Source organism: Lentzea sp., assembly GCF_035525475.1.
Taxonomy (GTDB): Bacteria; Actinomycetota; Actinomycetes; order Mycobacteriales; family Pseudonocardiaceae; genus Lentzea.
On sequence record NZ_DATLEC010000006.1, the window covers coordinates 34,064 to 60,727 of the forward strand.

A 26,664-nucleotide genomic window follows, 5' to 3' on the forward strand; every position below is an offset into this window, starting at 1 on the left:
TTGTGCCAGGTCACCACAGTTGATCACCGGCGGGCGGTTCCAGACCCAGGTGGTGCCACGCGGCGGGCGTCGCCACTCGACCGCGCGGTGTCCGGGCCAGCATGCCAGCACGCACCAGGTACGGTTCGCACACCTCTTCCACGGTGGTCGGTTCCTCCCCCACCGCGACCGCGAGCGTGGACACGCCGACCGGTCCCCCGTTGAAGCTCTTGACCAGGGCCGACAGCACCGCCCGGTCGAGCCGGTCGAGGCCGAGCTCGTCGACGTCGTAGACCTGGAGGGCCTGTTTCGCGATGTCCTCCGTGACCCGGCCGTCGGCCCTGACCTCCGCGAAGTCGCGCACCCGCCGGAGCAGGCGGTTCGCGATCCGGGGTGTGCCCCTGCTGCGGCCCGCGATCTCGATGGCCGCGTCCTCGGCGACGTCGACACCGAGGATCTTGGCGCTGCGCTTCACGATCAGGTCGAGCTCATCGGCGCTGTAGAACTCCATGTGGCCGGTGAAGCCGAACCGGTCGCGCAGCGGCCCGGTGAGCGCGCCGGACCTGGTCGTGGCTCCCACCAGCGTGAACGGCGCGATGTCGAGCGGGATGCTGGTGGCCCCCGGCCCCTTGCCGACCACGACGTCGACCCGGAAGTCCTCCATCGCGAGGTAGAGCATCTCCTCGGCGGGCCGGGCCATCCGGTGGATCTCGTCGATGAACAGGACGTCGCCCTCGACCAGGTTGGACAGCATGGCCGCGAGGTCGCCCGCGCGTTCCAGCGCCGGGCCGCTGGTGATGCGGATGGCGCTGCCCAGCTCCTTCGCGATGATCATGGCGAGGGACGTCTTGCCGAGGCCGGGCGGCCCGCTCAGCAGCACGTGGTCCGGGGCCGTCCCCCGGCGCATGGCGCCGTGCAGCACCAGTTCGAGCTGCTCGCGGACCCGCTGCTGGCCGACGAACTCGTGCAGGTCGGACGGCCGGAGGCTCGTCTCGATGTCGCGTTCGGCCGGCGCGACGTACGGGCTGAGCTCGTCGTCGCTCACTTGCGCCCCAGGGTCGCGAGGGCACGGCGCAGGACGGCGGAGGTGGACTGGTCGGGGTTGTCCGCCAGCACGCCGTCGACCGTGGTCTCCGCGGCCTTCGCCGGGAAGCCGAGCCCCAGGAGCGCCTCGACGACGTGGTCGCGCGTCCGGCTGTGCGCGGGCATGGTCGGCGTCGGGAGCTGGCCGACCTTGTCGCGGAGCTCGATGACGAGCCGTTCCGCGCCCTTCTTGCCGATGCCGGGGACCTGGGTGAGCACGGTGATGTTGCCCTCGGCGAGGGCGTGCCGCAGCTTGTCCGGTTCGAGCACGGCGAGGGTGGCCAGTGCGATGCGCGGGCCGATGCCGCTGACGGTCTGCAGCAGGCCGAACAGCTCGCGGGCCTCGGCGTCGGCGAACCCGAAGAGGGTGAGGCTGTCCTCGCGGACGACCAGGGCGGTGGCGAGGTGCGCCTCCTCGCCGCGGCGCAGGCTCGCGAGGGTGGTGGGGGTGGCCTGGACGGCGAACCCGACACCTCCCACCTCGACCACGGCGTGGTCGAGGCCGACGTGCTGCACCTGGCCGCGCAGTGACGAGATCACCTGGTTCCTCCGGACTTCACGCTCGCGCAGGCGTCCCCTCGCGAAGGGGACCCCTTGATTTCATTCTTCCAGCCGGCACCGACAGTTTCGGTGCGCGCTGAAGCCGTCATGCCCCGCTCCTGCGCGCCGCCTCGGCGAGCTTGGCCTTGTGCACCCGCGCCAGCTCCGCCGCGCGTGCCTGGGCCTCCTCCAGCCGCGACTTCATCGGCGCGCGCCAGTGGTGGCAGATCGCGAGCGCCAGCGCGTCCGCCGCGTCGGCGGGCTTCGGCGCCACCTTGAGGCCGAGCAGCTTCGTCACCATCGCGGTCACCTGCGCCTTGTCGGCGCGGCCAGAGCCCGTGACGGCGGCCTTCACCTCGGACGGCGTGTGGAACTCGACCGGCAGGTTCCGTTGCGCGGCGGCCAGGGCCACCACGCCCGACGCCTGTGCGACCCCCATCGCGGTGCGGACGTTGTGCTGGGCGAAGACGCGTTCGATCGCGACGACCTGAGGTTCGTAACGGTCCAGCCACTCGCAGACACCGATGTACAACACGTGCAGACGCACGGACAGGGGAGCGTCGACGGGCGTGCGCAGGACGTCGACCGCCACGGCGCGCACGACGCGGCCTGGGCCGCCGTCGACAACGCCGAAGCCGCACCTGGTCAGACCGGGGTCGACCCCGAACACCCGCACAACAGCTCCCCGGATCGCCGAACGAACAACAGTTCGAACCATATCCGGTGCACCTATAGGCCACGGGCACCGACACGGTTCGACAAGTCCGCTCCGGCGTTACTACGGTGGTCGGGTTTCGATCACAGGAGTCGCGGTGAAGAGGTTCTGGGTGGTTGCGGGGTGCGTCGGCACCTTCATGGCCGTCATGATCCTCATCGCTCTCGCCGTTCCCCGCGAGATCGGTGTCGCGATCGACAAGGTCGTGCAGCTCGTGTTCGCCGTGACCGCGCTCCTGGCCTACGCGCGCCACCGCGACGGCTGGATGACGGCGGCGATGACGAGCCTGACGATCGGGCTGTCCGCGTGGATCTGGGGTCAGCAGATCCTGGGCGTGCAACTGCCGTCGTCGACGATCGCGCCGATCGGGTTCACGCTCGTGCCGTTCCTGTGCCTGGCCGCGGTGGTCGTGAAGGCGCAGAAACGCCGTGGCGACGACCTGCTGCCGAACTACCGCAGCCGCACCGTGGTCGTGCTGGACGGGTTGATCGTGATCGGGTCGCTGTTCGTGCTGACGTGGGTGTCGGCGCTCGAGTCGCTCACCCGTGCGTGGGCCACCGAAGGGGCCGGTTTCGCGACCGTCATCGCGCATCCCGCCGCGTACCTCGTGCTGCTCGTGACGATCGTGGTGATGTCGTGGACGCATCAGCCCGTGCGTCAGTGGCCGATGCTTTTCATCGCACTGGCCGGTATCGCGCAGTCGTCGTCGGGCTGGGTGTTCGCTTTCTACATCTCCAAGGGCATCACGGCGATCCCGGCGAGTGCGGACATCGGCTTCATGCTGTGCCCCGCGTTCTTCTTCCTCAGCGCGCTGGCGCCGGTGCGCAATCTCGAACCCACGTCCGGACGCATGCGCACGGCCGACCTCCTGCACCTGCTCGTGCCGTACCTACCTCTCGCGATCACGGGTCTGTTCGTCATCTGGAACACGGCCACCGGCGGACGTCTCAACCCGGTGGAGATCTACGTCGGACTCGTGGTCGTGTGTCTCGTGATCGTGCGTCAGCTGCTGACGCTGATGGACAACGTCCGCCTGGTTGACCAGCTGCGCGTCTCTCGCGAACGACTCCAGCACGAGGCGACGCACGACCCGTTGACGGGCGTCGCGAACCGCTCGCTGTTCCGCGAACAGCTGGAGCGCGCGCTGGCGGTTCCTGATCGCTCACGGCCGTTGATCCTGCTGTTCATCGACGTGGACGGGTTCAAGGCCGTCAACGACAACAACGGCCACGCCGAGGGGGACATCGTGCTGCGCAACGTCGCCGCACGGCTGAAGAACAGCGTCCGGCCGGAGGACACCGTGGCGCGGCTCGGCGGCGACGAGTTCGGCGTGCTGGTGGACGGCGGCGACGCGGACGAGATCGGGGCCAGGCTGCTGGCCACGTTGAAGCACCCGCACGAGGTCCTCGGCCGTGTCCACCGCGTGCATGCCAGCATCGGTGTGGCGCAACGGTTTTCGCACGACCCCACGGTTACCGCCGACGACGTGCTCGGTGCCGCGGACGCCGCGATGTACACGGCGAAGCGGCTCGGCAAGGGCATGGTCGTCGTGCACGGTGCCCCGCTCCCGGAGATGACGTGACCCCTGAGCAGTTGATCAGCGACCTCGGCATGCGCGAGCTCCCCGTCGAGGGCGGCCACTTCGCGCAGACGCACCGGTCCGACGAGGTGTCCGCGATCGCCTACCTGTTGCGCCGCCCGGACTTCTCCGGCATGCACGTGCTGGAGCACCTGGAGATCTACCACTTCCACGCGGGCTCGCCGCTGCGGATGCTGCTGCTGCACCCGGACGGCTCGGTGACCGAGCCGGTGCTGAGCGCGTCGAATCCGCAGGTCGTCGTGCCGGCGGGCGTGTGGCAGGGCAGCACACCGGCCGGCGACTGGTCGCTGGTCGGCACGGTCGTGGTGCCGCCGTACACCGACGACATCGTGTCGTTCGGCCACGCGGACGACCTGTGTGCCCGTTATCCCTCTCACGCCGCGGCGATCAAGCCCCTGTGCCGCTTCTAGGATTGGTCTCATGGCCCTCGTCCCGTTGAACGGCATCGAGCTGAACGTCCAGACCGAGGGCTCCGGCGACCTCGTCGTGCTCGTGATGGGCACCGGCAGCCCCGGCCGCGTCTGGCGCTCCTACCAGGTGCCCGCGCTGGTCAGGGCCGGTTACCGGGTCGCGTACTTCGACAACCGCGGCATCAAGCCGTCCTCCGAGTGCGGTGGAGGCTTCGGAATCGACGACATGGTGGCCGACACCGCCGCGGTGATCTCCCACCTCGGCGGCCCGGCTCACGTGGTCGGCACGTCGCTGGGCGCCCGCATCACCCAGGAGCTGTCGCTGGCCCACCCGTCGCTCGTGCGGTCCGCGGTGCTGATGGCCACCTCCGGACGTCCCGAGCCGGTGCAGCAGGCGTGGTCCCGCGCGTTGTGCGACCTCTACGACAAGGGCGCCGAGGTGCCGCCCGCGTTCTACGCGGCGGCGTCGGTGATCCGCAACGTCTCGCAGGCGACGCTGGCCGACCCGGCCTCTGCCCAGGACTGGCTGCAGCTCTACGAGTTCGCCGGCTCCTCGCTCACCGCGGGCGACCGGGCGCAGCTCGCGCTGAGCGACTTCGCACCCCGGCTGGAGGCGTACCGGGCGATCACCGCGCGGTCGTTGGTGATCGGGTTCGCCGACGACCTCGTCCTGCCGCCCCGCCTGGCGCGCGAGGTGGCGGACGCGATCCCCGGCGCCCGCTACGCCGAGATCGCCGGGTGCGGGCACATCGGCTACCTGGAGCGGCCGGACGAGGTCAACCGGCTGCTGGTGGAGTTCCTCCGCGAGGGGTGAGCCGGGCCCCCGGCCGCGACTATCGCGGACGAGGGCCTAGCGGTGGGCGGCCTGGCCGGTCGGCCTGATCAGGATCTCGTTCACGTCCACTGTGGACGGCTGCGACACCGCGTAGAGCACAGCCCTGCCCACGTCCTCCGGCTCCAGCTTCGGCTCGTTCGCCCGGGACGCCGGGATCGCGTCGGTGTCCACGAGTCCTGGTTGGACGACCGTGACCCGCACGCCGGTGCCGACGGCCTCGGCGCGGATCGCCTGCGCCAGGCCGGTGATCGCCCACTTGGTCGCCGAGTACAGGTTGCCCGGCCGGACACCGCGGCCCGCGGCCGAGCCGGTCAGCACCAGGTGGCCGCCGGAGCGCAGCAGGGCGGGCATCGCGGCGCGGGCGGTGAACGCCGGGCCGCACACGTTGGTGACGACCATGCTGGTCCACTCGGACGGGTCCGCACCCGCCGAAGACACGAACGACGTGTCCACCGAAACGCCCGCGTTGGCGAGGACGACATCGATTCGTCCCCAACGCGATTCCACCCGCGCCATGAGGTCCTGCACGGAATCCCATGAGGACACGTCGCATTTCGCGTCCCATCCGCGATCCCCGACGGATTCTTCGGCCGAGCGCGATGCCCTGACCACGCGATACCCCGCCTGAGCAGCCAGGGAGGCGGTCGCCGCCCCGATCCCGCGGGAGGCTCCGGTCACCACGAAGACGTTTTCCATGATCCGGACCCTAGTCAGGGAAACGTCAGTGCCGCCTGTTTGGATACCGCGCATGAATGTGAACCGCAGGTCCGTGTTCGGGCTGGGGACCGTCGCCGCCGCGACGGCCGTGCTCGGCTCCCACGGTGCAGCACAAGCCCAGGAAGAAGCGGAGATCGAGATCGAACGCTTCCCGACGACGGCCGACCGGTCGCGCAAGCGCGTGGCCCAGATCTACAAGCGGCAGGTCCGCAAGGCGCGGGGCACCTGGTCGTCGCTGATCACGGTCGCGGACCTCGACGGGACGACGAAGGCGGCCGTCGACGAGGACGCGGACGAGGTCGTCGAGGCCTACAGCGTGAACAAGATCGCCGTCGCGGTCGCCGTGCTGGACAAGGTGGACCGCGGGCTGGTCAAGCTCGACCAGACGGTCACGGTGTCGTCCGCGATCGTCATCCAGGACACCGACGGGATCTTCGCGCTCGACGGCGCGTACCCCAGCGAGGTCACCGTCGGCCACGCGCTGGCGAACCTGCTGACGGTCTCCGACAACACCGCGGTCCGCCTGTGCGGCCTGGTCGTGCCGGCGCTGGAGCTCAACGAGATCCTGCGCTCCAAGGGCTTCGTGCACACCCAGGTCGTGCCGGTCGCGAACCCCAACCGGTTCTTCCTCGGCACCACCACGGCGCGCGAGACCCACACGTTGCTGCAGAAGCTGGTCGACGGCCAGCTGCTGTCGGCGGCCTCCACCGCCTACCTGCTGAACATCCTGCGCGCCACCGCGAGCTTCACCGACGGCGTGCGGCTGAACCTCACGACGAACGAGCGCCTGCGCGTGGCGACGAAGGCCGGCTGGTTCGAGGACGGCCGCAACGAGGCCGGGATCATGTTCAGCGAGGACGACCGCGCGATCCTGATCTACTCGATGTTCGCCTCCGGCACCTTCTCCGGCGACAAGGCCGTGAACGACCAGGACTTCAGCACCACGCACCCGGCCGTCGCGGCCCGCGCGGAGCTCGGACGGTCCATGTTCGACGCGGTCATCAAGATCACGACCACGAAGCCGAGGCACCGCGCGAAGGTCTACCGGTTCTTCAACGGCGGCTGACTTTCCTGAGATTTCTCTGAATTCCGGGCCATCCGGCACTGGTTTTCGGCTATACAGGCACCACGCCGGGGTCGGTCGTCGCCGCCGTCGACGACCGGCTTCCCCGTGCAGTGGTCACAGCGCCGGTTCCACGACGTCGTGGAACCTGCGTGCCACCTCCGCGATCACCTCGTCGAAGTCCGCCGCCCAGATGCCGGCGTTGAAGATCTCGACCTCGACGTCCCCCGCGTACCCGGTCGCGGCGACCTGCCTGGTCAGGCGGTCGAGGTCGATGTCGCCGTCACCCGGATAACCGCGTCCCAGCAACACATCCGCCGGCACCGGCGTGAGCCAGTCGCACACCTGGTACGACGCGATGCACGGCCCCGCGCGCACGATCTGCGCGTCGAGGTCCGGATCCCACCAGACGTGCACCGCGTCGACGACGACGCCGACCGACGGGTGCCGTTCCGCGATGTCGAGCGCCTGCGACAACGTCGACAGCACACCGCGATCGGCGCAGAACACCGGGTGCATCGGTTCCAGCGCCAGGGTCACGCCCGCCTCCGCCGCGTACCCCGACAGCTCCGCGATGGCGTCCGCGACGCGCTGACGCGCGCCGGCGAGATCTTTGTCGCCCGCCACTCCCCCGACGACCATGACCAGCACGTCGGTGCGCAACGCGGCGGCTTCGTCGATGGCGCGCCGGTTGTCGTCCAGCGCGGCGCGGTTGTCGACCGCGGTCAGGAACCCCCCGCGGCACAACGAGGACACGCGCAGCCCGGCGTCCGCGACGAGCTTGGCGGTGCGGTCCAGGCCGTGGTCGGCCACCGGTTCGCGCCACAGCCCGATCGACTCGATGCCGTGCCGGACGCACCCCTCGACGGCCTCGGTGACGGTGGCGCGTTTGACCGTGGCCTGGTTCAGCGAGAGGCGAGCCACTGCTGCCACCGCCGTTCCGCGAACTCCGGGTCGACGACGCCGGCGATCCCGGCGAGCCGCTTCGCCTCGGCCAGGTGCTCGACGCCGCGCGCGGATTCCAGGCCGCCGAGCAGCACGAACCGTTCCTGGTGCCCGGCCAGGAACGCCAGGAACACCACACCGGTCTTGTAGTAGTAGGTCGGTGCGCTGAACAGGTGGCGTGACAACGGAACCGTCGGCGCCATGATGCGGTGGAACTCCGCCGTGTCGCCCTCGGCGAGCTTCGCGAGGGCCTTGGCCGCCACGGGCGCGATCGGGTCGAAGATGCCGAGCAACGCGTGGCTGTGACCGTGCTCGTCGCCCGCGATGAGGTCCGGGTAGTGGAAGTCGTCGCCGGTGTAGCAGCGGACGCCGTCCGGCAACGCGCGGCGCAGGCCGATCTCGTGGTCGGCGTCGAGCAGCGAGACCTTCACGCCGTCCACTTTGTCCGGTCGTGACCGGATGATCTCGAGGAAGTTGCGCGTGGCGCGCGGGACGTCGGCCGCACCCCAGTAGCCCTCGAGCGCCGGGTCGAACGCGGTGCCGAGCCAGTGCAGGACGACCGGCTCGCTGACGTGGTCGAGCAGGGTGCCGTAGATCTTCTCGTAGTCCTCGGGCCCGCGAGCGGCGGCGGCGAGCCGGCGCGAGCACATCAGCACGGGCTGGGCGCCCGCCTCCTGGACGACGTCGAGCTGTTCCAGGTAGGCCTCCAGCACCTCGTCGAGGTCCGGCTCGCCGGTCAGGTGGTCGGTCGCGACGCCCGCGCAGATCCGGCCGGCCTTCTCCGCGGCGCTGCGGCGGATCAGCTCGGCGGCGGTCGGCCAGTCGAGGCCCATGCCGCGCTGGGCGGTGTCCATCGCCTCCGCGACGCCCAGGCCGTGCGACCACAGGTGGTGGCGGAACGCGAGAGTCGCGTCCCAGTCCACCGTGCGCTCGTCCTTCGCCACGACGTGTGCCGCGGCGAACACGATGCGTTCACCGCCGGACATCGGCGATCTCCACTCGGCGTCCTTCCGAAGAGGACCGCAGACCGGCCGCCGCCAGTGCCACTCCCCTTGCCCCGGCGAGGAAGTCGTGCGGGAACGGCGCACCGTCGGCGACGTGCCGCAGGAACTCCGTCCACTGCACCTTGAAGCCGTTGTCGAAGTCCTCGTTGTCCGGAACCTGCTGCCACTGGTCGCGGAACGGGTGCGTGACCGGGAGGTCCGGGTTCCAGACCGGTTTCGGCGTGACGGCACGAGGTTGCACGAAGCACTCGCGCAGCCCGGCGACCGCGCTGCCCTCGGTGCCGTCCACTTGGAACTCCACCAGCTCGTCGCGGCGCACGCGCACGCACCAGGACGAGTTGATCTGCGCGATGACGCCGTTCTCGATCTCGAAGATCCCGTACGCGGCGTCGTCCGCGGTGGCGGTGTAGGCGTCGCCCTGCTCGTCCCAGCGCGTCGGGACGTGCGTGACGGCCTTGGCCGTGACCGCCTCGACGCGGCCGAAGAGGTCGTGGAGCAGGTAGCTCCAGTGGCAGAACATGTCCGAGACGATGCCGCCGCCGTCCTCGGCCCGGTAGTTCCAGCTCGGGCGCTGCGCGGCCTGCCAGTCGCCCTCGAAGACCCAGTAGCCGAACTCGCCGCGCACGCTGAGGATCCGGCCGAAGAAGCCGCCGTCGACGAGCCGCTTGAGCTTGCGGATGCCCGGCAGGTACAGCTTGTCGGCCACGACCCCGTGCTTGACGCCCTTCTCGTCGGCCAGCCGCGCGAGCCCGAGCGCCTCCTCGACCGTCTCCGAGACCGGCTTCTCGGTGTAGACGTGCTTGCCGGCCTCGATGGCCCTGGTGATCGACTCGACGTGCTTCGACGTGACCTGCGAGTCGAAGTAGATCTCCACCGACGGGTCCGCGAGGGCGCTGTCGAGGTCCGTGGTCCAGCGGGCGAGGTCGTGGCGTTCGGCGATCTCCTTGAGCTTGTCGGCGTTGCGGCCCACGAGGACCGGCTCCACCTTCAGCACGGTCCCGTCCCGCAACCGCACGCCCTCGTCGCGCAACGGCAGCAGGGACCGGACCAGGTGCTGGCGGTACCCCATCCGCCCGGTGACGCCGTTGACCGCCACTCCGATGGTCCGAACTGCCATCACACCTCCCTGGCAACGGCGCTGGAAAGCGCTTTCCCGCCACGCTAACCGCGGTGCTTGACGGCCGTCAACCTCCTCCCGAGCTAGTCTCAGCGCTCACATGCACGTTGACGGAGGTGGTCGTGTCCGCCCGACAGGTGACGCTCGCCGAGGTGGCGAAGCAGGCGGGTGTGTCGCTGGCGACCGCCTCCCGCGTGCTCAACGGCAGCACGCGGCAGGTGAGCGAGGACCTCAGCGACCGCGTCCTGCGCACCGCGGAGGAGCTCGGCTACGTGCCGAACGCCTCGGCGCAGGCGCTGGCCCGCAACTCGAGCTCGCTCGTCGGACTGGTCGTGCACGACATCACCGACCCGTACTTCTCGTGCATCGCGGCGGGGGTGACGCGGGTGGCCGAGGCGGCCGGGCTCGTCGTCGTCCTCGGCACGACCGGACGCCGTCCCGAACGTGAGGTCGAGCTGCTGTCCACCCTGCGTGCGCATCGGGCGCGTGCGGTGGTGCTCGCCGGTTCGCGGACCACGGACCGTGCGTCGCAGGCGAGGCTCGCGGCGGAGATCGACGCGTTCACCGAGCAGGGCGGGCGTGTCGCGTGCGTGTCGCAGGCGAAGCTCGGCACCGACACGGTCGTGCCCGGCAACCGCGCCGGTGGGCGCGCGCTGGCCCGTTCGCTCGCCGAGCTGGGCCACAAGAAGTTCGCCGTGCTGGGTGGGCCTTCCGAGCTCGTGGTGGCCCGCGACCGGCTCGCCGGGTTCAAGGCGGGGCTCGCCGACGCCGGGATCACGCCGCCCGTGGTGGTCAACGGCGCCTTCACCCGTGACGGCGGGTACGAGGCCGCGCTGGAGCTGCTGGCGTCGAAGAAGCGCGTGACCTGCGTGTTCGCGGTGACCGACGTGATGGCGATGGGCGCGATGGCGGCGCTGCGCGAACGGGGCGTGCGGGTGCCGGAGGACATGTCGATCGCCGGGTTCGACGACATCCCGACGCTGCGCGACACGGTTCCGGCGCTGTCGACCGTGCGGCTGCCGCTGGAGCGGATGGGCGAGATCGCCGCAGGTCTCGTGCTGGACGCCGGAGGTGACGAGGCCCGCACCGTCCGCGTGGCGGGTGAGGTGGTGCTGCGGGCCTCCACTGCCCACACTTAGACTCGTCGGGCTGTACACGTACTTAGTCTTGAGGAGTTGAGCCGTCCCCATGGGGTCTGGCCCAGGCTGGCATACCAACCCGGTCCTTCGTCGCGCTGGAGCGCTCAGGTGACCGGAATCCTTCTGAGCGTGCTCGGTCTGGTCGCCGTCGTGGCGCTGACCGCGGGCACCTTCGTCGCGGTGGCGGCGGAGTTCTCGCTCACCGCACTCGAACGCAGCACCGTCGAGCGCCACGTCGCCGAGGTGGGCGACGCCACGGCGCGGACCATCGACCGCGCCCATCGGACGTTGTCCTTCCAGCTCTCCGGCGCGCAGCTCGCCATCACGGTGACCACGCTGATCACCGGGTACATCGCGGAGCCCGCGATCGCCTCGCTGATCGAGCCGGGCCTGACCGCGGTGGGCGTGCCCGCGTCGGTGGCCGACTGGTTGTCGCTGGCACTGGCGCTGGCGATCGCCACGGCGTTGTCGATGGTGTTCGGCGAGCTGGTGCCCAAGAACCTGGCGATCGCGAAGCCGCTGGAGACGGCGCGCGGGGTCGTCGGCGTGCAGGCGGGGTTCTCGAGGGTCTTCCGGTGGCTGATCCTCGCGATGAACAACTCGGCGAACTGGCTGGTCCGGCGCTTCGGCGTCGAGCCGGTCGAGGAGCTCGCGTCCGCCCGCTCGCCCGAGGAGCTGGGCGCGCTGGTGCGCACGTCGGCCGAGCACGGCACGCTGGACCAGGGCACCGCGGTGCTGCTGGACCGCTCGCTGCGCTTCGGCGACCGCACGGCCGGTGAGCTGATGACGCCGCGGGTGCGCGTGGAGGCCCTGCGGGCCGATGCGACCGTCGCGGACCTGGTGCTGAAGGCGCGGGAGACGGGCTTCTCGCGGTTCCCGGTGCACGACGGTTCGCTGGACGAGGTGCGCGGGATGGTGCACGTGAAGCAGGCCTTCGCGGTGCCCTCCACGTTGCGCGGGTCGACCCCTCTGTCCGCTCTGACGCGGCCGGTCTACTCCGTTCCCGAGACGCTGGAGGGCGACGCTCTGCTGGACCGCCTGCGCGCGTCGGGTCTGCAGACGGCGCTGGTCGTGGACGAGTACGGCGGCACCGCGGGCATGGTGACGCTGGAGGACGTGGTCGAGGAGATCGTCGGCGATGTGCGCGACGAGCACGACCGCCGTGAGGCCTCTCCGGTGCGCTCGCTGGGCAAGGACAGCTGGCTCGTGTCGGGTCTGCTGCGCGACGACGAGGTGGCGGAGGCCACCGGGTTCCGCATGCCCGACGGCGACTACGAGACGCTGGCCGGCCTGGTGCTCTCCCGCCTGGGCCGGATTCCCGACGTCGGCGACGAGATCCGCGTCGACGGCTGGAGGGTGACCGTGATGCGGATGGACCGCCACCGCGTGGCCGAGCTGCGGGTGGTGTCGTCGTGAACTTCCTCATCGTCGTGGTGCTGCTGGCGGGCAACGCCTTCTTCGTCGGCGCGGAGTTCGCGGTGATCACCGCGCGCCGCGACCGCCTGGAAGCGCTGGCGGACAAGGGCTCCTCCCGTGCCCGCACCGCCATCAAGGCCTCCCAGGAGCTGCCCCTGCTGATCGCCGGCGCCCAGCTGGGCATCACGCTGTGCTCGCTGGGTCTGGGTGCGATCGCCGAGCCCGCTCTGGCTTCTGTGCTGGAGGGGCCCCTCAAGGCCGTCGGGTTGCCGTTGGCCGTGGTGCACGGTGTGGCGTTCTCGGTGGCGTTGGTCATCGTTGTCGCACTGCACACGATCCTCGGCGAGATGGTGCCGAAGAACCTGGCCATCGCCGGTCCGGAACGGGCCGCGGTCTGGCTGGTCCCGGTGCACTACGGCTTCTCGCGGATGATCGCGCCGGTCCTGGCGATGTTCACCGCCGCGGGCCGCTGGGTGCTGCGCCGCTTCGACGTGGAGCCGGTGGACGAGCTGGAGTCGGCCTACACGCCGGACGAGCTGGCTTTGCTGATCGGCCAGTCGCGGTCCGAGGGCCTGCTCGAGGACTCCGAACACCGCCGCCTGGCGCAGACGCTGTCCTCTGCCGAGCGCACGGTGGCCGACGTCCTGGTGCCGCTGGACCGCCTGACAACGGTGTCCGCGTCGCCGACCGTGGGCGAGATCGAGTCCGTCGTCGCCACCACCGGCTTCTCGCGCTTCCCGGTGCTGGGCGAGTCGGGGCTGATCGGGTACCTGCACGTCAAGGACGTGCTGGACCTGGAGGGCGGGTCGACGCTGGTGCCGCGTTCGCGGGTGCGCGGGCTGCCGGAGGTGCCGGTGGACGCGCACCTGGACGAGGCCCTGACCGCGTTGCGCCGGGCGCAGTCGCACCTCGCCCGCGTGGTGTCCGGTGACGGCGCCGTTCTGGGCGTGGTGGCGTTGGAGGACCTGCTGGAGGAGTACGTGGGCACCGTGCGCGACGGCACCCACGTCCGCTGGGTCTAGACCACCGTGTCCTGGTCGGTGCGGACGCGCCTGCGCTACAAAGTGGAGTATGAAGCTCCGGAAGCTGACTGAGGCCGACGCCGAGGAGCTGGTCCGCGCCGTCACGGAGTCGCTCCCGCACCTGCGGCCGTGGGCGCCGTGGGCGGCCAACGGCTACGACCTGGAGACCGCCTCCGCGTTCCTCTGCGAGGCCGCGGAGGAGTGGGAGCGCGGGATCTCGTTCCCCCACGCCATCACCGTCGACGACGCGATCGTCGGCGTGGTGACGGCCATGCGCCGCGACCCCGGCGACGTCGTGGAGATCGGGTACTGGCTGCACCCCGGCCACACCGGGCACGGCCACGCCACCGCCGCCTCGGCGGAGCTGGTCGAGCTCGCCTTCGCGCTGGACGGGGTGGACAGGGTCCAGATCTGGCACGACGAGGCCAACGTCGCGAGCAGCGGTGTGCCGCGGCGCCTCGGGTTCACCGAGGTCGACCGCCGCACACCGTCCCGCGTACCTCCGATGGGCAACCGCGTCGGAGTCGACGTCGTGTGGGAGCTCCGACGCCAGGACACGCGCTCACGAGGCCAGTGAGGCCTTCACCGCACGGGTGCGCTCGTCGGCGAGCACCTCGTCGTCGCCGTTCTCGATCGCCCGCAGCACCTGGTCGACGAGGTCCTGGGTGGTGATCTTCGGCCCGTCCTGGCCCGCCGCCATGTCGGTGTCGATGAAGCCGGAGTGCACCGCGACGACGTGGGTCCCCTGCTCCCGCAACGCCTCGCGGGCCGACTTGGTCAGCGACCACGCCGCGGCCTTGCTCGCCGCGTAGCCGCGCCAGTTCGGGCGGCCGATGAAGGACAGGATGCTCAGCACGTTGACGACCACGCCGCCGCCGTTGGCCTTCAGGACCGGCGCGAACGCGTCCGTCGTGCGGACGAGCCCGAAGACGTTGACCTCGAACTCCGCCTTGATGCTGTCGACGTCCTCCCCCGCGACGAGCACGCCGGCGTTGTTGACCACGATCGTGACGTCGCCCAGCTCCTTCGCCGCCGCCTCGACCTGGGCGGCGTCGGTCACGTCGAGCTGGACCGGGACCACGTTCTCGTCCACCACGGTCGCCGGGTTCCGCGCACCGGCGTAGACCTTCGCGCCGCGCTTCGCGAACTCCTGGGCGAACGCCTTGCCGAGCCCGCGGTTGGCTCCGGTCACCAGCACCACTGCGTCGTTGAAGCTCATCACTACCTCCTGAGTTGGATTCTCAAACTCACTGTAGACGCGTGAGTTGGATTTGCCAACTGACTGCTACGATGGTCACATGACCCCTCGAAGCTGCTCCATGGCGAACGCGCTGGAGGTGGTGGGCGAGCGCTGGTCACTGCTGGCGCTGCGCGAGGTCTTCCTCGGCAGCACCCGCTTCGACCAGATCGCCGCGAACACCGGCGCCTCCCGCGACGTGCTGACCGTGCGGCTGAAGAAGCTGGTGGCCGCCGGCGTGCTGGAGAAGCGCCAGTACTCCGAGCACCCGCCACGGCACGAGTACCTGCTCACGGAGTCGGGCCGTGCGCTGCACAACGTGTTGCTGATGCTCAAGGAGTGGGGCGACGCCTACGTGACGGAGGGGCCCCTCCCCCTCGTGTGGCAACACTCGTGCGGCGCCGTGCTGGAGCCACGCGTCGTGTGCGCGGCGTGCGGCGAGGAGGCCACCTCCGAGTCGCTGACCCGCGCCGGAGAGCTCACCCACTAAGTTGGGCGGCATGAGCGAGGACGACGAGGACGAGTTCGCCGAGGACGACGAGTTCGAGGACGAGGACGACGCCGACGACCTCTTCGCCGTCACGCCCGAACCGCGCACGGTCTGCCACCTGTGCGGGGGTGCCAGCTACATCGCGGCGCCGACGCTCGCGATCATCGGCGGGGCGCCGCGGACCGTCGACAACGGGCGGGAGTGCCCGCACTGCAACGGCGCGCGGACGTTCAACGGGCTCGTGCCGCCGCTGTAGCGCGGCGCCGGGCGTGCCGGCCGGGTTGACCGCGGAGGAGTCGCCCTCCGCCATCCGCGTACGGTAACCGCTCGTGGAGGTCCTGACCCGAGCCGAATGGCACGAACTTCGCGACTCGCACGTCGCGCGCATGCGCCGGTTCACCGGGCCGCATCTGGAGCGGAAGCTCCGCAAAGAGAAGCACCCGGTCATGGACTTTCTCTTCACCTACTACAGCCATCGGCCCGTGCGGCTCGAACGGTGGCATCCCGGGCCGGGCGTCGTGCTGGAGGACGCCGACGAGTACCTGGAGTTCCCGCACTACAAGCGGTCCGGCGAGGGCGTCGCGCTCGACGTGGGCAGCTTCGTCCGGCAGCGCGAGAAGACGCTCGAGTTCGTCCAGGCGCTGCTCACGGCCACGTTGAGCAGGCCGGCGCGGCTCGGCTGCTTCGGGCTGCACGAGTGGGCGATGGTCTACCGGCAGCAGCCAGAGGAGGTGCGGCACAACGCGTGGCCGTTGCGCCTGGGCAGCGACGGGACCGACGCCGTGGTCGAGTCGAGCCGGATCCAGTGCGGGCACTTCGACGCGTTCCGGTTCTTCACGCAGCCCGCGCGGCCTCGCAACACCCTGCGACCGACGCGTGACGACCAGGTGCTGAACGAGCAGCCGGGGTGCCTGCACGCGAACATGGACCTGTTCAAGTGGGCCTACAAGCTCGAGCCCGCGACGCCGTCGGACCTGGTGGCCGACTGCTTCGAGCTGGCCGTGGACGTGCGCGAGCTCGACATGCGCGCTTCCCCCTACGACCTGGTGGAACTCGGCTACGGACCCGTGCCGATCGAGACTTCCGAGGGGCGCGCGGAGTACGTTCGGAGGCAGGCCGCGTTCGCCGAACGGGCGCGGCCGTTGAGGGAACGGCTCGTCTCCGTGTGCCAGTCAGTACTTGGTGTGACTTCACTTCGCTAGCGAGGTTCACCTGTTAGCGTGATTCGCTGGTCGTCGGGGTCCGCTGAGTAGTTGTGAGGGATCGATGTCTCGACACCGCGCGCTGCGGGCGAAGGTGCGGCGCGGGATCGCCAAGTGGCCCGTGCTGATCGTCGTGCTGGTCGTGCTGATCGGCCTCGGCTGGCTGATCCTGTCGTGGGCCGGCGGAGTGCTCGACAAGCGTTCGCAGGCCCTGGCCCAGAACTGCAGCGAGGGCGACTCGGTGCTGCGCGTCTCCGCGACGCCGAGCATCGCGGAGGCCGTCGCGGACGTCGCGCGCGCCTACAGCGCGACGCGGCCCGTCGTGTACGACCACTGCATCGCGATCGAGGTGATCTCGGCGGACTCGTCCGCGGTGCTGGAGGGCCTCACGACGACGTGGGACGCGGAGAAGCTCGGCAAGCGCCCGCACGCGTGGGTGCCCGACTCGACCCTGTGGGCGAACCGGCTCTCGGCGCTGAACGCGAAGCTGGTGAGCTCGGCGCCGAAGTCCATCGGCACGTCACCGGTGCTGCTCGCGGCTCCCGAGGCCGCCGCGCCGGTGCTGAAGGACTTCCGCTGGACCGACATGCCCGAGGTCACGGAGTGGTCCGAGTTCGGCACGAACTGGGGCCGGTTCAGCGTCGCGATGCCCGACCCGGCGACGAACACGGCGTCCGCGCTGGCGATCCAGTCGGCGCTGGCCGACGGCAAGGGCCCGGTGACGGCGGAGTCGCTCGGCTCGGACGCCTCGAAGGCGAAGCTGTCGAAGCTCGCGGCCGCGGTGCCGCCGGAGGTGCCGCCGACGACCCGCGACGCCTTGGCGCGCCTGGGGGACAGCGCGACGGTCAACGCGGCGGGTTTCTCCGTCACTCCGGTGTCCGAAGTGGACCTGTTCAAGCACAACACGGGCAAGGAGGCCCCGTCGAAGCCGCTCGTGGGCGTGCTGCCCGCGGGCCCGGCTCCGGTGGCGGACTTCCCGTACGTGGCGCTGGGCGGTTCGGAGGTCGGCGAGGCGGAAGTGCGTGCGGCGCAGGCGTTCCGCGACTTCATGACCGAGCCGTCGTCGCAGGCGATCCTGGCGCGCGGCGGGCTGCGCGTCGAGTCCACTCAGGACCGGCCGTCGCAGGCACCGGGCGTGTCGTGGTCCCCCGTCACGGAGAACCTCGTGGCGGCCGACGCGACGACCACGCAGCAGATCTCGTCGGCGTGGGCCTCCGCGGACCGCGGCGGCCAGGTCGTGACGGTGCTGACGGACGTGTCGACGTCGATGAAACCCCGGCTGGACAAGGTGAAGTCGGCCCTGCGCGGCCAGATCGACAGGTCGGTGTCGGGCTCGTTCGGGCTGTGGGAGTTCGCCCGCTCGCTCGACGGTTCCAAGCCCTACAAGCAGCTCGTCGGCACCGGCCCGGTGACGGAGAAGCGCGAGGCGCTGCGGCGTGCCCTCGACGGGTTGAAGACCAGCGAGGGCTCGCAGCTCTACAGCGCGCTGGCGGCGTGCTACGAGGCGGCGCACGACGGGTTCGTGGCGGGGCGGGTCAACCGGGTCCTGGTGATCACCGACGGCACCTCGGACGGCGGGATCGACCTCACCGCGCTGAAGTCGCAGCTGCACGGGACGGACCTGGCGGTCAGCTTCATCGCGATCGGCGGCGAGGTGGACCGCGCGGCGTTGACGGACATCGCGCAGGTCACCGGCGGGTCGGTGTCGGTGGTGGAGAACGTGGACGGGGTCGAGGCGGCGCTCGGCCAGGTGCTGTCGACGAAGGCCTGAGGTCTGAGCGCTGAGGTCTGAGCGCTGAGGTCTGAGCGCTGTCGGACCCGCTCACTAGAATTGATTTTGGGGGTACCCGGCCGGGTCCGTGTGTGTGGTGCGTGGCCGTAGGGGGAACCGTGCGGTTCTGCCGCTCGTTGCGCCCGGCATGGGGGAATCGCGAGTTCTGCTGGCCTCGATGCCGTTCGCCGGCCACATCGGCGCGATGGCGGCGGTGTCGCGCGAGCTGGTCGAGCGCGGTCACGACGTCGTGGTCCACACCGGCGCCAAGTACCGCCACCGGTTCGAGGGCACGACGCACCTGCCGTGGTCCGAGGACTTCGACGACGCCCGGCTCGCCGACGCGTTCCCCTCCGTGGGAGACGGCAAGGGGCTGCGGTCGAACTTCGCGAACGTCCGGGACGTGCTCGTCGGCACGGGCGCGGCGCAGGCGCGCGACGTGCTGGAGACCCGGTTCGACCTGGTGGTCACGGACCACCTGGCGTTCGGGGCGGCGATGGCCGCCGAGATCCGGTCGGTGCCGTGGGTGACGGTCGCGGTCACGCCGCTGGTCGTGAGCCGGCCGCTGGCCCGTGCCGTGTCGGTGGTGGCCGTCGACCCGATGTTCAACCGCATGCGCGCCGAGGTCGGGCTCGGGCCCAGGGCCAGCGCGCTGGAGTCGTTCTACTCGCCGGACCTCGTGCTGGCACAGGGGGTGTCCGCGCTGGAGACCGTCCGGGTGCCGGACCAGGTGCGGTTCGTCGGGCGGCTGACGGGTGCCCCGGTCGCGACCGCGCTGCCCGAGTGGTGGCCGGAGCTCGACGGCGCGACGGTCGTGCACGTGACGCAGGGGACGCTGGAGACGGACGCGGACGACCTGCTCAAGCCCGCGATCGAGGCGTTGGCCGGGCACGACGCGCTGGTGGTGTGCACGACCGGCGGCGCACCGGTGGACACCCTGGGGGCGTTGCCGGGCAACGTGCGCGCCGCGGAGTTCCTCCCCCACGACCTGCTGCTGCCGCGCACCGACCTGATGATCACCAACGGCGGGTGGGGAGGGGTGCTGGCGGCCGTCGAAGCGGGGGTCCCGCTGGTCGTGGTGCCCGGCTCGCTGGACAAGCCGCAGGTGGCGAAGCGGGTCGCACGCGCCGGCGTCGGCATCGTCAGGAGGAAGCCGGCGGGTCTGCGGGCCGCGGTGGACCGGGTGCTCTCGGAGCCGCGCCACCGGGACCGCGCCCGCGAGCTGGGGCGGGAGATCACGGCGGCCGGTGGCGCGGCCAGGGCGGCGGATCTGGTGGAGGAGCTGCTCAGGCGGCGTTGAACTCGTCGGGGTCCGGGCCGGTCCGGGTGCCGTTGTCGAGCTCGTTGACGACCGTCATGTCGTCCTGGGCCAGCTCGAAGTCGAAGACGTCGATGTTCTCCTTGATCCGGTAGGGCGTGACGGACTTCGGGATCACGACGTTGCCGAGCTGGACGTGCCAGCGCAGCACGATCTGGGCCGGGGTCTTGCCGTACTTCTCGGCGAGGCCGGTGATGTCGGGGTTGCGCAGCAGCGCGCCCTGGGCCAGCGGCGACCACGCCTCGGTGACGATGCGGTGGGTGACGTGGACCTTGCGCATCTCCTCCTGCTGCAGCAACGGGTGCAGCTCGATCTGGTTCACCGCCGGGGTGGTCGGGAACTCGTCGAACAGGCGCTGCAGGTGCGGTGTGTGGAAGTTGGAGACGCCGATGGCGCGCACACGGCCGTCGGCGTAGAGCTGTTCCAACGCGCGCCACGACTCGGCGTAGAGGTCGCGTTCGGGGGTCGGCCAGTGGATGAGGTAGAGGTCCAGCACGTCGCGGCGCAGACGGCGCATGCTCTCGTCGAACGCGCGCAACGTCGAGTCGTAGCCCTGGTCGGAGTTCCAGAGCTTGGTCGTGATGAACAGGTCCGGGATGCCGGCGATCGCGTCGCCGACGCCGGACTCGTTGCGGTAGGCGGCGGCCGTGTCGATGCTGCGGTAGCCCGCTTCGATGGCGGTCGTGACCGCACCGGCCACCTGGTCCTCCGGCACCTGGAAGACGCCGAAGCCGAGTTGGGGGATCCGTACTCCGTTGTTCAACGAGATCAGCGGAACCATGCGGGTAGCTTCGCACCGTTGTAGACGTCCCGCATCGCCTCGACGACGCCCATCAGCTCGCGGCGCAGCTCCGCAGGTGCGAGCACCTCGACGTCCGCGCCGAACTTGAGCAGGTCGGCGACGGCGTGCCGGGTCGACTCGGTGGGGAAACCGAACTCCTCGCCCGGCTGCGGCGCTGCCTCCCGGATCACCCGCGCCTGGTGGCCGCTCAGCAGGTACTGGGTCTTGTCGAGGCCCTGCCGGGTCATGCGGACGGTGATGCGTTCGCCGTACATGCGGGCCTCGAACTGCTCGGACCACTCGGCCCAGTACCGCGCGAGGTCGAAGTCCGCGGGCCGGTCGAACACGTCGTCCATCGCTTCGAGTGCCAGCACTCGCGACACCCGGTAGGTGCGGCCGCTGCCGACGAAGTACCAGGTGCCCGCCTTGAGGACGAGACCGTACGGGTCGACCTCGCGCTCGACGGTGTCGTCGCCCCAGCGCCGGTAGGTCATCCGCACCCGGCGCTGCTCCCACACGGCGTCGGCGATCGTCGCGAGGTGCTCGGTGGGCTCGTCGCCGCGGAACCACGACGGCGTGTCGAGGTGGAAGCGCTGGCGGATCTGCTCGGCCTTGTCGCGCAGCTCGGTCGGCAGCGCGGCGAGGAGCTTGAGCTGGGCGGCGGCGGCGAACTCCTTCAGCCCCAGGTCGGCCGCGGGTCCTGGCAGCCCGGCGAGGAACAGCGACTGGGCCTCGCCGGAGGTGAGACCGGTCAGCCGGGTGCGGTAGCCGTCGACCAGCTGGTAGCCGCCGGCCGGGCCGCGGTCGGCGTAGACGGGGATGCCGGCGGCGCTGAGCGAGTCGATGTCGCGGTAGATGGTGCGCGGCGAGACCTCCAGCTCCGCTGCCAGCTCGTCCGCGGTCATCCGGCCCCTCGACTGGAGCAGCAGGAGCACCTGCATGAGCCGGCTGGACTTCATGGCCTCAGCCTGACATGAACTGCCGCAGCGCCAGAACCAGATGGTCATCGCCACTGCCGTCTCGCAGGGCATGCGCTGGAACCCCGCCCGTCGACCTGCAAGCCTTCGGGCCGGGCTCCTTCATGACTTCAGCAGGAGGCGAGCTCCGAGGGACGCACGGTCGTGGCCGCGTCGTCGTCCTGGATCGCCTGGATCATCCGCTCCCAGCCCGGCGTGGCTCCCCCGGCGGAGTGCAGCGCGGAGCGAACCCGCACGTGCGCTTTCCGCAGAGCGTCAGAGGAGTCCTCCGCATCAAGATGCAGGCAGAACTGGACCGTGCCTTCCTCCAGGTTGGCGCCGATGTCCGCGTCCTCGATGCCCGGCTCGCTCTGCAGCGCGTCCATGACGGCATCCAGGTGGTTCTCCAGGTCGCTGGCAACAGCCGAAGATACGCAGGTCAGCTCAACGTAGTACGAGCGCGCCATCAAGCGTCCTCCTTCCAGCATCCAGACCTCTTGAGCCATCCTCGCAGGTTACGCGTGTAGTTGGGGTTGGATGGGGTCAACTTCACCGTCTTGAAACAAGCCTCATGAGGCGGGCCGCACCAAGCCTTGAAGTACTTCCCCTTCGCTACCCGCCAGCCCTGTCTCTCAAGACTGCGGAGCAGCTTCTCCAGATCAGGATCCGGATGTTTCGGCCGTGACGCGAGGCTCCAATCAAGTGACCCACGTCTCATCTTCTACGGTGGATCGCCTTGACTGCCTGCCTCGTTATGACCACAGGCAGTGTGACGGCCCTGCCTCTGAGACTGGTACAGGTCCTATCGGTAACCGCCGGCTGGCGACTTGAGCGATACCACTCGAAGGGGTGGCTCCTTGTCGGCCAGGCGCCTGGCACAGCTTCTCTCTAACCTGACACGAACTGTCAGGAATTACCAGCAGAGTGGTTCCCATGAAGGCAACAGGGACCATCGCCGTGAAGAGCTGGGACGAGAACACGTGGGACGGCCGCTCCTACAAGGAGGTCGAGGGCCGCAAGCTGACCGAGGCGCACGTCGAGTTCTCGTACGCGGGTGACGTCAGCGGTGTCGGCAGCTGCCGGTACCTCATGTACTACGGCGACGACGTGGCGTGGACGACCGCGCTGGAGGAGATCGTCACCGACGAGGGCTCGCTGGTGCTGCGGCACGTCGGCGCCTACCGGTCGTCGGTGGAGGCCGAGATCGCGATCGTCGACGGCACCGGGAAGTACCTGCGCGCCAAAGGTGCGGCGACGGTCGACTGGGCGGAGGATGGCAGCGGCACCTACACCCTGGAGTACGAGGTCTGAGCGATGACCAACGCCCCCACCTACGACGCGGCCAAGCAGCGGATCACCGCGCTGGTCACCGGCGCCGACCCGCAGACGCCCGTGGCGGCGACGCCCGGCTGGTCGGTCAAGGACGTGGTGGCGCACCTCGCCGGCGGTCTGCGCGACTTCGTGGACCGCCGGTTCGACGGTGTCGAGTCGGGTGAGTGGGGTGAACGGCAGGTGCGCGACCGCCGCGACAACACCCTGGACGACGCCTTCGCCGAGTGGGACGCCAATCTGGAGCTGGCCCGGCCGTTGTTCGACACGCCCACGGGGCCGGTGCTGGTGTCCGAGGTGATCGCGCACGAGCACGACCTCCGCGCGGCGCTGGGGGTTCCGGGCGACCGCGACGGCGTCGAGGTGCGGGCGGCGCTGGTGCGGCCGTTGCAGGAGCTCGACAAGCGGATGCGGGAGAACGACGTGCCGGCGTTGCGGGTCGTGCTGGAGCACGGGGACCGGGTGCTCGGGCACGGTGAGCCCGCCGGGACGCTGCGGACCACGTCGTTCGAGCTGGTGCGGGCGATCGGCGGGCGGCGGTCGGTCGACCAGATCAAGGAGCTCGACTGGGACGGCGATCCGGACGTGTGGATCTCCTCGCTGGCCCTGTCCGGACGGCACCGGCCGGAGCCCTTCAGCGAATGATCTCCGGAGTGGCTGCGAGCGGCCGGCTTCACCGCCGAGGCGCAGTGGCTGCTCGGCGAGGGCGAGGACGGGGCCGTCCTGTTCGCACGGCGCGGGTGAGACCATCTGGCCGTGTCAGCAGAGGAACAGACGTGTCAGCGGTGCGGTGAGACGGTCGAGCTGGACCGGGAGGACTTCGAGCTGTTCGAGCGGATGCACCCCGAGTGCTTCCACTTCGCGTTCGAGCACGACCTGACCAAGCCCGGTCTCAGCGAGGCGGAGGACTGCGGCGACCCCGCCTGTCCCGCCGGAGCGTGAGAAAACGGGCGCACCCCCGAGTGCGCCCGTTTCCCACTTGCCCGGATCAGCTGCCGTACGCCGAGAGCGGCGGGCAGGAGCAGACCAGGTTGCGGTCGCCCTTCGCGCCGTCGATGCGGCGCACGGGCGGCCAGATCTTCGGGGCACCGGTACCGGCCGGGAAGACGGCCTCCTCGCGGGTGTACGGGTGGTTCCACTCGCCCACGGTCACGCTGGCCGCGGTGTGCGGGGCGTTGCGCAGCGGGTTGTCCTCGACGGGCCACTCGCCGGCGCCGACGCGGTCGATCTCGCGCTTGATGGCGATCATGGCGTCGATGAACCTGTCGATCTCGGCCAGGTCCTCGGACTCGGTCGGCTCGACCATCAGGGTGCCGGCGACCGGGAACGACATCGTCGGGGCGTGCAGGCCGTAGTCGGCGAGGCGCTTGGCCACGTCGTCCACCGTCACGCCGGTGGCCTTCGTCAACGGCCGCAGGTCGAGGATGCACTCGTGGGCGACGAAGCCGCCCTCGCCGGTGTAGAGGACCGGGTAGTGCTCGTCGAGGCGGCGCGCCACGTAGTTCGCGGCGGCCACGGCGGTCAGGGTGGCGCGGCGCAGGCCGTCGCCGCCCATCATGCGCACGTAGGCCCACGAGATCGGCAGGATCGACGCGGAGCCCCACGGGGCGGCCGAGATCGGGCCGACGCCGGTCGCCGGGCCCGCGGTGGGCTGCAGCGGGTGGTTCGGCAGGAACGGCGCGAGGTGCGAGCGGACGCCGATCGGGCCGACGCCGGGGCCACCGCCGCCGTGCGGGATGCAGAACGTCTTGTGCAGGTTCAGGTGCGAGACGTCCGAGCCGAACTTGCCGTAGCGGGCCAGGCCGATCAGCGCGTTGAGGTTCGCGCCGTCGACGTAGACCTGGCCGCCCGCGTCGTGGACCAGGCCGCAGACCTCGCGGACCGTGTCCTCGTACACGCCGTGGGTCGACGGGTAGGTGAGCATGATCGCGGCCAGGTCGTCGGCGTGCTCGGCGATCGTGGTGCGCAGGTGGCCCACGTCGATGTTGCCCTTGTCGTCGCACTTCACGACGACGACGCGCATGCCGGCCATGACGGCGGACGCGGCGTTGGTGCCGTGCGCGGACGACGGGATCAGGCAGACGTCGCGGTCGGCGTTGCCGTTCGCGCGGTGGTAGGCGCGGATGGCCAGCAGGCCGGCGAACTCACCCTGCGAACCGGCGTTGGGCTGCAGCGACACCGCGTCGTAGCCGGTGACCTCGGCGAGCCAGGCCTCCAGGTCGGATACGATCTTCAGCAGACCGGCCGCGTCCTCCACGGGCGCGAACGGGTGCAGCGTCGAGAACTCCGGCCACGTGACGGGCTCCATCTCCGCGGTGGCGTTCAGCTTCATCGTGCAGGAGCCGAGCGGGATCATGCTGCGGTCGAGGGCGACGTCCTTGTCGGACAACGCGCGCAGGTAGCGCAGCAGCGCCGTCTCGGAGCGGTGCGAGTGGAAGACCGGGTGGGTCAGGTAGTCCGACGTGCGGCGCAGGTCGGCAGGGATGCCGTCGGCGGTGTCGGCGTCGATCGCGTCCACGTCGGCCCCGGTGACGCCGAAGGCCTCCCACACGGCGACGACGTGCGCACGCGTGGTCTTCTCGTCGCAAGCGATTGCGACGACGTCCTCGTCGACCTTGCGGAGGTTGATGCCGGCCTCGCGCGCCTTCGCGACGACCTCGGCGGCACGGCCCTCGGCGCGGACCTCGACGGTGTCGAAGAAGTCGCCGTGCACGACGTCCAGACCGGCCTCGCACAGGCCGGTGGCGAGCACGGTGGCCATGCGGTGCACGCGGGTCGCGATGGCGCGCAGGCCCTCGGGACCGTGGTAGACGGCGTACATGGACGCGATCACGGCGAGCAGCACCTGCGCGGTGCAGATGTTCGACGTGGCCTTCTCGCGGCGGATGTGCTGCTCGCGCGTCTGGAGGGCCAGGCGGTAGGCCAGCGACCCGTCCGCGTCGACGGAGACACCCACGAGACGGCCGGGCAGCTGACGCTCCAGACCGGACCGGACCGCCATGTAGCCGGCGTGCGGGCCGCCGAAGCCGATCGGCACGCCGAAGCGCTGGGTGGTGCCGACGACGACGTCCGCGCCGATCTCGCCGGGCGGGCGCAGCAGCGTCAGCGCCAGCAGGTCGGCGACGACGACCGCCTGCGCGCCGGCGGCGTGGATCTCCTCGATCACCGCGGCCTGGTCGCGCACCACACCGGACGCGCCGGGGTAGGACAGCAGCACGCCGAAGAAGTCGCCGCCCAGGCCGAGGCCCTCGATGCCCTGCGACAGGTCGGCGACGACGATCTCGATGCCGAGCGGCTCGGCGCGCGTCTGGATGACGGCCAGCGTCTGCGGCAGCGTGTCGGCGTCGACGACGAACTTGGTCGACTTCGCGCGACCCGCGCGGCGCACCAGGGTCATCGCCTCGGCGGCGGCGGTCGACTCGTCCAGCATGGACGCGTTCGCGACCGGCAGACCGGTCAGGTCGCCGACCATCGTCTGGAAGTTCAGCAGCGCCTCGAGACGGCCCTGCGAGATCTCCGGCTGGTACGGCGTGTACGCGGTGTACCAGGCGGGCGACTCCAGCACGTTGCGCAGGATCACGCCCGGCGTCACGGTGTCGTAGTAGCCCAGGCCGATCATCTGCGTCATCGGCCGGTTCCGCGACGCGAGCGCGCGCAGCTCGGCGAGCGCCTCGGTCTCGGTGGCCGGGGCGGGCAGGTCCAGCACGAGGTCGCGTTCGTGGATGGACGAAGGCACCGCGTGCTGCGCCAGCTCCTCCAGCGACCCGACGCCGATGACGTCGAGGATGCGCGCGAGCTCGGCGGGGCGCGGGCCGACGTGGCGGTCGGCGAACGGGGTGCCGTGCTCGAGAGCGGCGAGCGGAATGCGGTCCTGCGTCATCAACGCCTCCGGGGGCCTAAAGGGCACACGTGTCCTGGTGCCCTCCCCGCTCTGTCCGTACCCGATGCCGGGCGCCTGAGAGGTTCACCTGCCACGGGGGCGGGCTTTCACCGTC

At 70.6% G+C, this 26,664-nt stretch carries 28 protein-coding genes; 16 read left to right on the forward strand and 12 right to left on the reverse strand.

All coding sequences use genetic code 11. The features are described from left to right. Nucleotides 1-10: 10 nt before the first annotated feature. From ruvB to ruvC, 3 genes are all read right to left on the reverse strand, one after another. On the reverse strand, nucleotides 11-1,024 hold the full coding sequence (gene ruvB, locus VM306_RS00880) for a Holliday junction branch migration DNA helicase RuvB (protein ID WP_325510250.1): 1,014 nt from the start codon (nucleotides 1,022-1,024) through the stop codon (nucleotides 11-13). Continuing rightward, entirely contained in the window at nucleotides 1,021-1,602 is a 582-nt protein-coding gene (gene ruvA / locus VM306_RS00885) for a Holliday junction branch migration protein RuvA (RefSeq protein WP_325510251.1), read from the reverse strand. Before ruvA ends, ruvB begins: the two co-directional genes overlap by 4 nt. A 106-nt stretch (nucleotides 1,603-1,708) precedes the next feature. Next, nucleotides 1,709-2,278, reverse strand: coding sequence for a crossover junction endodeoxyribonuclease RuvC (gene ruvC, locus VM306_RS00890; protein WP_325510252.1), 570 nt, complete (start codon nucleotides 2,276-2,278; stop codon nucleotides 1,709-1,711). Between the two features lie 136 nt (nucleotides 2,279-2,414). Between ruvC and VM306_RS00895 the strand changes: the two genes are divergently transcribed. The 3 genes from VM306_RS00895 to VM306_RS00905 are packed head-to-tail and all read left to right on the forward strand — an operon-like array spanning nucleotide 2,415 to nucleotide 5,141. Further along, nucleotides 2,415-3,899 carry a GGDEF domain-containing protein gene (locus VM306_RS00895; protein WP_325510253.1) on the forward strand — a complete coding sequence of 495 codons (1,485 nt, stop codon included), beginning with the start codon at nucleotides 2,415-2,417 and terminating at the stop codon, nucleotides 3,897-3,899. Then, nucleotides 3,896-4,327 carry a cupin domain-containing protein gene (locus tag VM306_RS00900; RefSeq protein WP_325510254.1) on the forward strand — a complete coding sequence of 144 codons (432 nt, stop codon included), beginning with the start codon at nucleotides 3,896-3,898 and terminating at the stop codon, nucleotides 4,325-4,327. Before VM306_RS00895 ends, VM306_RS00900 begins: the two co-directional genes overlap by 4 nt. A gap of 10 nt (nucleotides 4,328-4,337) precedes the next feature. Beyond that, on the forward strand, nucleotides 4,338-5,141 hold the full coding sequence (locus tag VM306_RS00905; RefSeq protein ID WP_325510255.1) for an alpha/beta fold hydrolase: 804 nt from the start codon (nucleotides 4,338-4,340) through the stop codon (nucleotides 5,139-5,141). Nucleotides 5,142-5,177: 36 nt separating this feature from the next. Here VM306_RS00905 and VM306_RS00910 read toward each other — a convergent pair whose 3' ends face one another. Next, nucleotides 5,178-5,912: an SDR family oxidoreductase gene (locus tag VM306_RS00910; RefSeq protein ID WP_414672305.1), complete on the reverse strand. Its 735-nt coding sequence runs from the start codon at nucleotides 5,910-5,912 to the stop codon at nucleotides 5,178-5,180. Here VM306_RS00910 and VM306_RS00915 point away from each other — a divergent pair. Further along, a complete protein-coding gene (locus VM306_RS00915) occupies nucleotides 5,911-6,945 on the forward strand; it encodes a serine hydrolase (RefSeq protein WP_325510256.1) in 1,035 nt (344 codons plus the stop codon). The two genes, VM306_RS00910 and VM306_RS00915, sit on opposite strands and share 2 nt — an antisense overlap. 114 nt (nucleotides 6,946-7,059) lie before the next feature. Here the strand turns inward: VM306_RS00915 and VM306_RS00920 are convergent, their stop codons facing one another. Genes VM306_RS00920 through VM306_RS00930 form a run of 3 tightly spaced genes read right to left on the reverse strand, consistent with a single transcriptional unit; the run spans nucleotide 7,060 to nucleotide 10,008 of the window. After that, nucleotides 7,060-7,866: a sugar phosphate isomerase/epimerase family protein gene (locus VM306_RS00920; RefSeq protein WP_325510287.1), complete on the reverse strand. Its 807-nt coding sequence runs from the start codon at nucleotides 7,864-7,866 to the stop codon at nucleotides 7,060-7,062. Continuing rightward, nucleotides 7,848-8,873, reverse strand: a complete 1,026-nt coding sequence (locus VM306_RS00925) for a dihydrodipicolinate synthase family protein (RefSeq protein ID WP_325510257.1) — start codon at nucleotides 8,871-8,873, stop codon at nucleotides 7,848-7,850. The genes VM306_RS00920 and VM306_RS00925 overlap by 19 nt, the downstream gene beginning before the upstream one ends. Next, complete coding sequence (locus VM306_RS00930; RefSeq protein WP_325510258.1) at nucleotides 8,860-10,008, reverse strand: Gfo/Idh/MocA family oxidoreductase; 1,149 nt, start codon at nucleotides 10,006-10,008, stop codon at nucleotides 8,860-8,862. Before VM306_RS00930 ends, VM306_RS00925 begins: the two co-directional genes overlap by 14 nt. 122 nt (nucleotides 10,009-10,130) lie before the next feature. Between VM306_RS00930 and VM306_RS00935 the strand changes: the two genes are divergently transcribed. The 4 genes from VM306_RS00935 to VM306_RS00950 all read left to right on the forward strand — a co-directional run bounded on the left by VM306_RS00935 (nucleotide 10,131) and on the right by VM306_RS00950 (nucleotide 14,162). Continuing rightward, a complete protein-coding gene (locus VM306_RS00935) occupies nucleotides 10,131-11,147 on the forward strand; it encodes a LacI family DNA-binding transcriptional regulator (RefSeq protein ID WP_325510259.1) in 1,017 nt (338 codons plus the stop codon). Nucleotides 11,148-11,255: 108 nt separating this feature from the next. Further along, nucleotides 11,256-12,563 (forward strand): hemolysin family protein, encoded by a 1,308-nt coding sequence (locus VM306_RS00940; protein ID WP_325510260.1) that lies wholly within the window; start codon nucleotides 11,256-11,258, stop codon nucleotides 12,561-12,563. After that, on the forward strand, nucleotides 12,560-13,585 hold the full coding sequence (locus VM306_RS00945) for a hemolysin family protein (RefSeq protein ID WP_325510261.1): 1,026 nt from the start codon (nucleotides 12,560-12,562) through the stop codon (nucleotides 13,583-13,585). Before VM306_RS00940 ends, VM306_RS00945 begins: the two co-directional genes overlap by 4 nt. A 49-nt stretch (nucleotides 13,586-13,634) precedes the next feature. After that, nucleotides 13,635-14,162, forward strand: a complete 528-nt coding sequence (locus tag VM306_RS00950; protein ID WP_325510262.1) for a GNAT family N-acetyltransferase — start codon at nucleotides 13,635-13,637, stop codon at nucleotides 14,160-14,162. Here VM306_RS00950 and VM306_RS00955 read toward each other — a convergent pair. Then, nucleotides 14,148-14,804 carry an SDR family oxidoreductase gene (locus VM306_RS00955; protein ID WP_325510263.1) on the reverse strand — a complete coding sequence of 219 codons (657 nt, stop codon included), beginning with the start codon at nucleotides 14,802-14,804 and terminating at the stop codon, nucleotides 14,148-14,150. The genes VM306_RS00950 and VM306_RS00955 overlap by 15 nt on opposite strands. A 79-nt stretch (nucleotides 14,805-14,883) precedes the next feature. On the opposite strand from VM306_RS00955, the gene VM306_RS00960 reads away from it, so the two are divergent. From VM306_RS00960 to VM306_RS00980, 5 genes are all read left to right on the forward strand, one after another. Beyond that, nucleotides 14,884-15,312, forward strand: a complete 429-nt coding sequence (locus VM306_RS00960; RefSeq protein WP_325510264.1) for a helix-turn-helix domain-containing protein — start codon at nucleotides 14,884-14,886, stop codon at nucleotides 15,310-15,312. 10 nt (nucleotides 15,313-15,322) lie between these two features. Beyond that, nucleotides 15,323-15,568 (forward strand): hypothetical protein, encoded by a 246-nt coding sequence (locus tag VM306_RS00965; RefSeq protein ID WP_325510265.1) that lies wholly within the window; start codon nucleotides 15,323-15,325, stop codon nucleotides 15,566-15,568. Between the two features lie 130 nt (nucleotides 15,569-15,698). Beyond that, nucleotides 15,699-16,514, forward strand: a complete 816-nt coding sequence (locus VM306_RS00970; RefSeq protein WP_325510288.1) for a 3-methyladenine DNA glycosylase — start codon at nucleotides 15,699-15,701, stop codon at nucleotides 16,512-16,514. 64 nt (nucleotides 16,515-16,578) lie between these two features. Then, nucleotides 16,579-18,285, forward strand: a complete 1,707-nt coding sequence (locus tag VM306_RS00975; RefSeq protein WP_325510266.1) for a substrate-binding domain-containing protein — start codon at nucleotides 16,579-16,581, stop codon at nucleotides 18,283-18,285. A 148-nt stretch (nucleotides 18,286-18,433) separates the two neighbouring features. Beyond that, nucleotides 18,434-19,585 carry a glycosyltransferase gene (locus VM306_RS00980; protein WP_325510267.1) on the forward strand — a complete coding sequence of 384 codons (1,152 nt, stop codon included), beginning with the start codon at nucleotides 18,434-18,436 and terminating at the stop codon, nucleotides 19,583-19,585. On the opposite strand, the gene VM306_RS00985 is transcribed toward VM306_RS00980, so the two are convergent. From VM306_RS00985 to VM306_RS00995, 3 genes are all read right to left on the reverse strand, one after another. Continuing rightward, nucleotides 19,572-20,384 (reverse strand): aldo/keto reductase, encoded by an 813-nt coding sequence (locus VM306_RS00985; protein WP_325510268.1) that lies wholly within the window; start codon nucleotides 20,382-20,384, stop codon nucleotides 19,572-19,574. The two genes, VM306_RS00980 and VM306_RS00985, sit on opposite strands and share 14 nt — an antisense overlap. Beyond that, nucleotides 20,372-21,343 (reverse strand): YafY family protein, encoded by a 972-nt coding sequence (locus VM306_RS00990; protein ID WP_325510269.1) that lies wholly within the window; start codon nucleotides 21,341-21,343, stop codon nucleotides 20,372-20,374. The genes VM306_RS00985 and VM306_RS00990 overlap by 13 nt, the downstream gene beginning before the upstream one ends. 128 nt (nucleotides 21,344-21,471) lie before the next feature. Further along, nucleotides 21,472-21,846: a hypothetical protein gene (locus VM306_RS00995; protein ID WP_325510270.1), complete on the reverse strand. Its 375-nt coding sequence runs from the start codon at nucleotides 21,844-21,846 to the stop codon at nucleotides 21,472-21,474. Between the two features lie 427 nt (nucleotides 21,847-22,273). Between VM306_RS00995 and VM306_RS01000 the strand changes: the two genes are divergently transcribed. The 3 genes from VM306_RS01000 to VM306_RS01010 all read left to right on the forward strand — a co-directional run bounded on the left by VM306_RS01000 (nucleotide 22,274) and on the right by VM306_RS01010 (nucleotide 23,611). Further along, nucleotides 22,274-22,651 carry a DUF3224 domain-containing protein gene (locus VM306_RS01000; protein WP_325510271.1) on the forward strand — a complete coding sequence of 126 codons (378 nt, stop codon included), beginning with the start codon at nucleotides 22,274-22,276 and terminating at the stop codon, nucleotides 22,649-22,651. A gap of 3 nt (nucleotides 22,652-22,654) precedes the next feature. After that, the gene (locus tag VM306_RS01005; protein WP_325510272.1) at nucleotides 22,655-23,314 is read left to right on the forward strand and encodes a maleylpyruvate isomerase family mycothiol-dependent enzyme; all 660 of its coding nucleotides are present in this window, start codon (nucleotides 22,655-22,657) and stop codon (nucleotides 23,312-23,314) included. A gap of 111 nt (nucleotides 23,315-23,425) precedes the next feature. Then, entirely contained in the window at nucleotides 23,426-23,611 is a 186-nt protein-coding gene (locus tag VM306_RS01010; RefSeq protein WP_325510273.1) for a hypothetical protein, read from the forward strand. Nucleotides 23,612-23,657: 46 nt separating this feature from the next. On the opposite strand, the gene gcvP is transcribed toward VM306_RS01010, so the two are convergent. After that, complete coding sequence (gcvP, locus tag VM306_RS01015; protein ID WP_325510274.1) at nucleotides 23,658-26,549, reverse strand: aminomethyl-transferring glycine dehydrogenase; 2,892 nt, start codon at nucleotides 26,547-26,549, stop codon at nucleotides 23,658-23,660. Between the last annotated feature and the right edge of the window lie 115 nt (nucleotides 26,550-26,664).

Bases quoted from the DNA above. Each gene is read 5' to 3' on its own strand.
- VM306_RS00915 (WP_325510256.1), top strand. From the start codon at position 5,911: ATGAATGTGAACCGCAGGTCCGTGTTCGGGCTGGGGACCGTCGCCGCC.
- VM306_RS00925 (WP_325510257.1), bottom strand. From the start codon at position 8,873: ATGTCCGGCGGTGAACGCATCGTGTTCGCCGCGGCACACGTCGTGGCG.
- VM306_RS00950 (WP_325510262.1), top strand. From the start codon at position 13,635: ATGAAGCTCCGGAAGCTGACTGAGGCCGACGCCGAGGAGCTGGTCCGC.
- VM306_RS00985 (WP_325510268.1), bottom strand. From the start codon at position 20,384: ATGGTTCCGCTGATCTCGTTGAACAACGGAGTACGGATCCCCCAACTC.
- VM306_RS01000 (WP_325510271.1), top strand. From the start codon at position 22,274: ATGAAGGCAACAGGGACCATCGCCGTGAAGAGCTGGGACGAGAACACG.
- VM306_RS01005 (WP_325510272.1), top strand. From the start codon at position 22,655: ATGACCAACGCCCCCACCTACGACGCGGCCAAGCAGCGGATCACCGCG.
- VM306_RS00960 (WP_325510264.1), top strand. From the start codon at position 14,884: ATGACCCCTCGAAGCTGCTCCATGGCGAACGCGCTGGAGGTGGTGGGC.
- VM306_RS00975 (WP_325510266.1), top strand. From the start codon at position 16,579: ATGTCTCGACACCGCGCGCTGCGGGCGAAGGTGCGGCGCGGGATCGCC.
- VM306_RS00965 (WP_325510265.1), top strand. From the start codon at position 15,323: ATGAGCGAGGACGACGAGGACGAGTTCGCCGAGGACGACGAGTTCGAG.
- VM306_RS00980 (WP_325510267.1), top strand. From the start codon at position 18,434: ATGGGGGAATCGCGAGTTCTGCTGGCCTCGATGCCGTTCGCCGGCCAC.
- VM306_RS00990 (WP_325510269.1), bottom strand. From the start codon at position 21,343: ATGAAGTCCAGCCGGCTCATGCAGGTGCTCCTGCTGCTCCAGTCGAGG.
- VM306_RS00905 (WP_325510255.1), top strand. From the start codon at position 4,338: ATGGCCCTCGTCCCGTTGAACGGCATCGAGCTGAACGTCCAGACCGAG.
- gcvP (WP_325510274.1), bottom strand. From the start codon at position 26,549: ATGACGCAGGACCGCATTCCGCTCGCCGCTCTCGAGCACGGCACCCCG.
- VM306_RS00910 (WP_414672305.1), bottom strand. From the start codon at position 5,912: ATGCGCGGTATCCAAACAGGCGGCACTGACGTTTCCCTGACTAGGGTC.
- VM306_RS00955 (WP_325510263.1), bottom strand. From the start codon at position 14,804: ATGAGCTTCAACGACGCAGTGGTGCTGGTGACCGGAGCCAACCGCGGG.
- VM306_RS00995 (WP_325510270.1), bottom strand. From the start codon at position 21,846: ATGGCTCAAGAGGTCTGGATGCTGGAAGGAGGACGCTTGATGGCGCGC.
- VM306_RS00970 (WP_325510288.1), top strand. From the start codon at position 15,699: ATGCGCCGGTTCACCGGGCCGCATCTGGAGCGGAAGCTCCGCAAAGAG.
- VM306_RS00930 (WP_325510258.1), bottom strand. From the start codon at position 10,008: ATGGCAGTTCGGACCATCGGAGTGGCGGTCAACGGCGTCACCGGGCGG.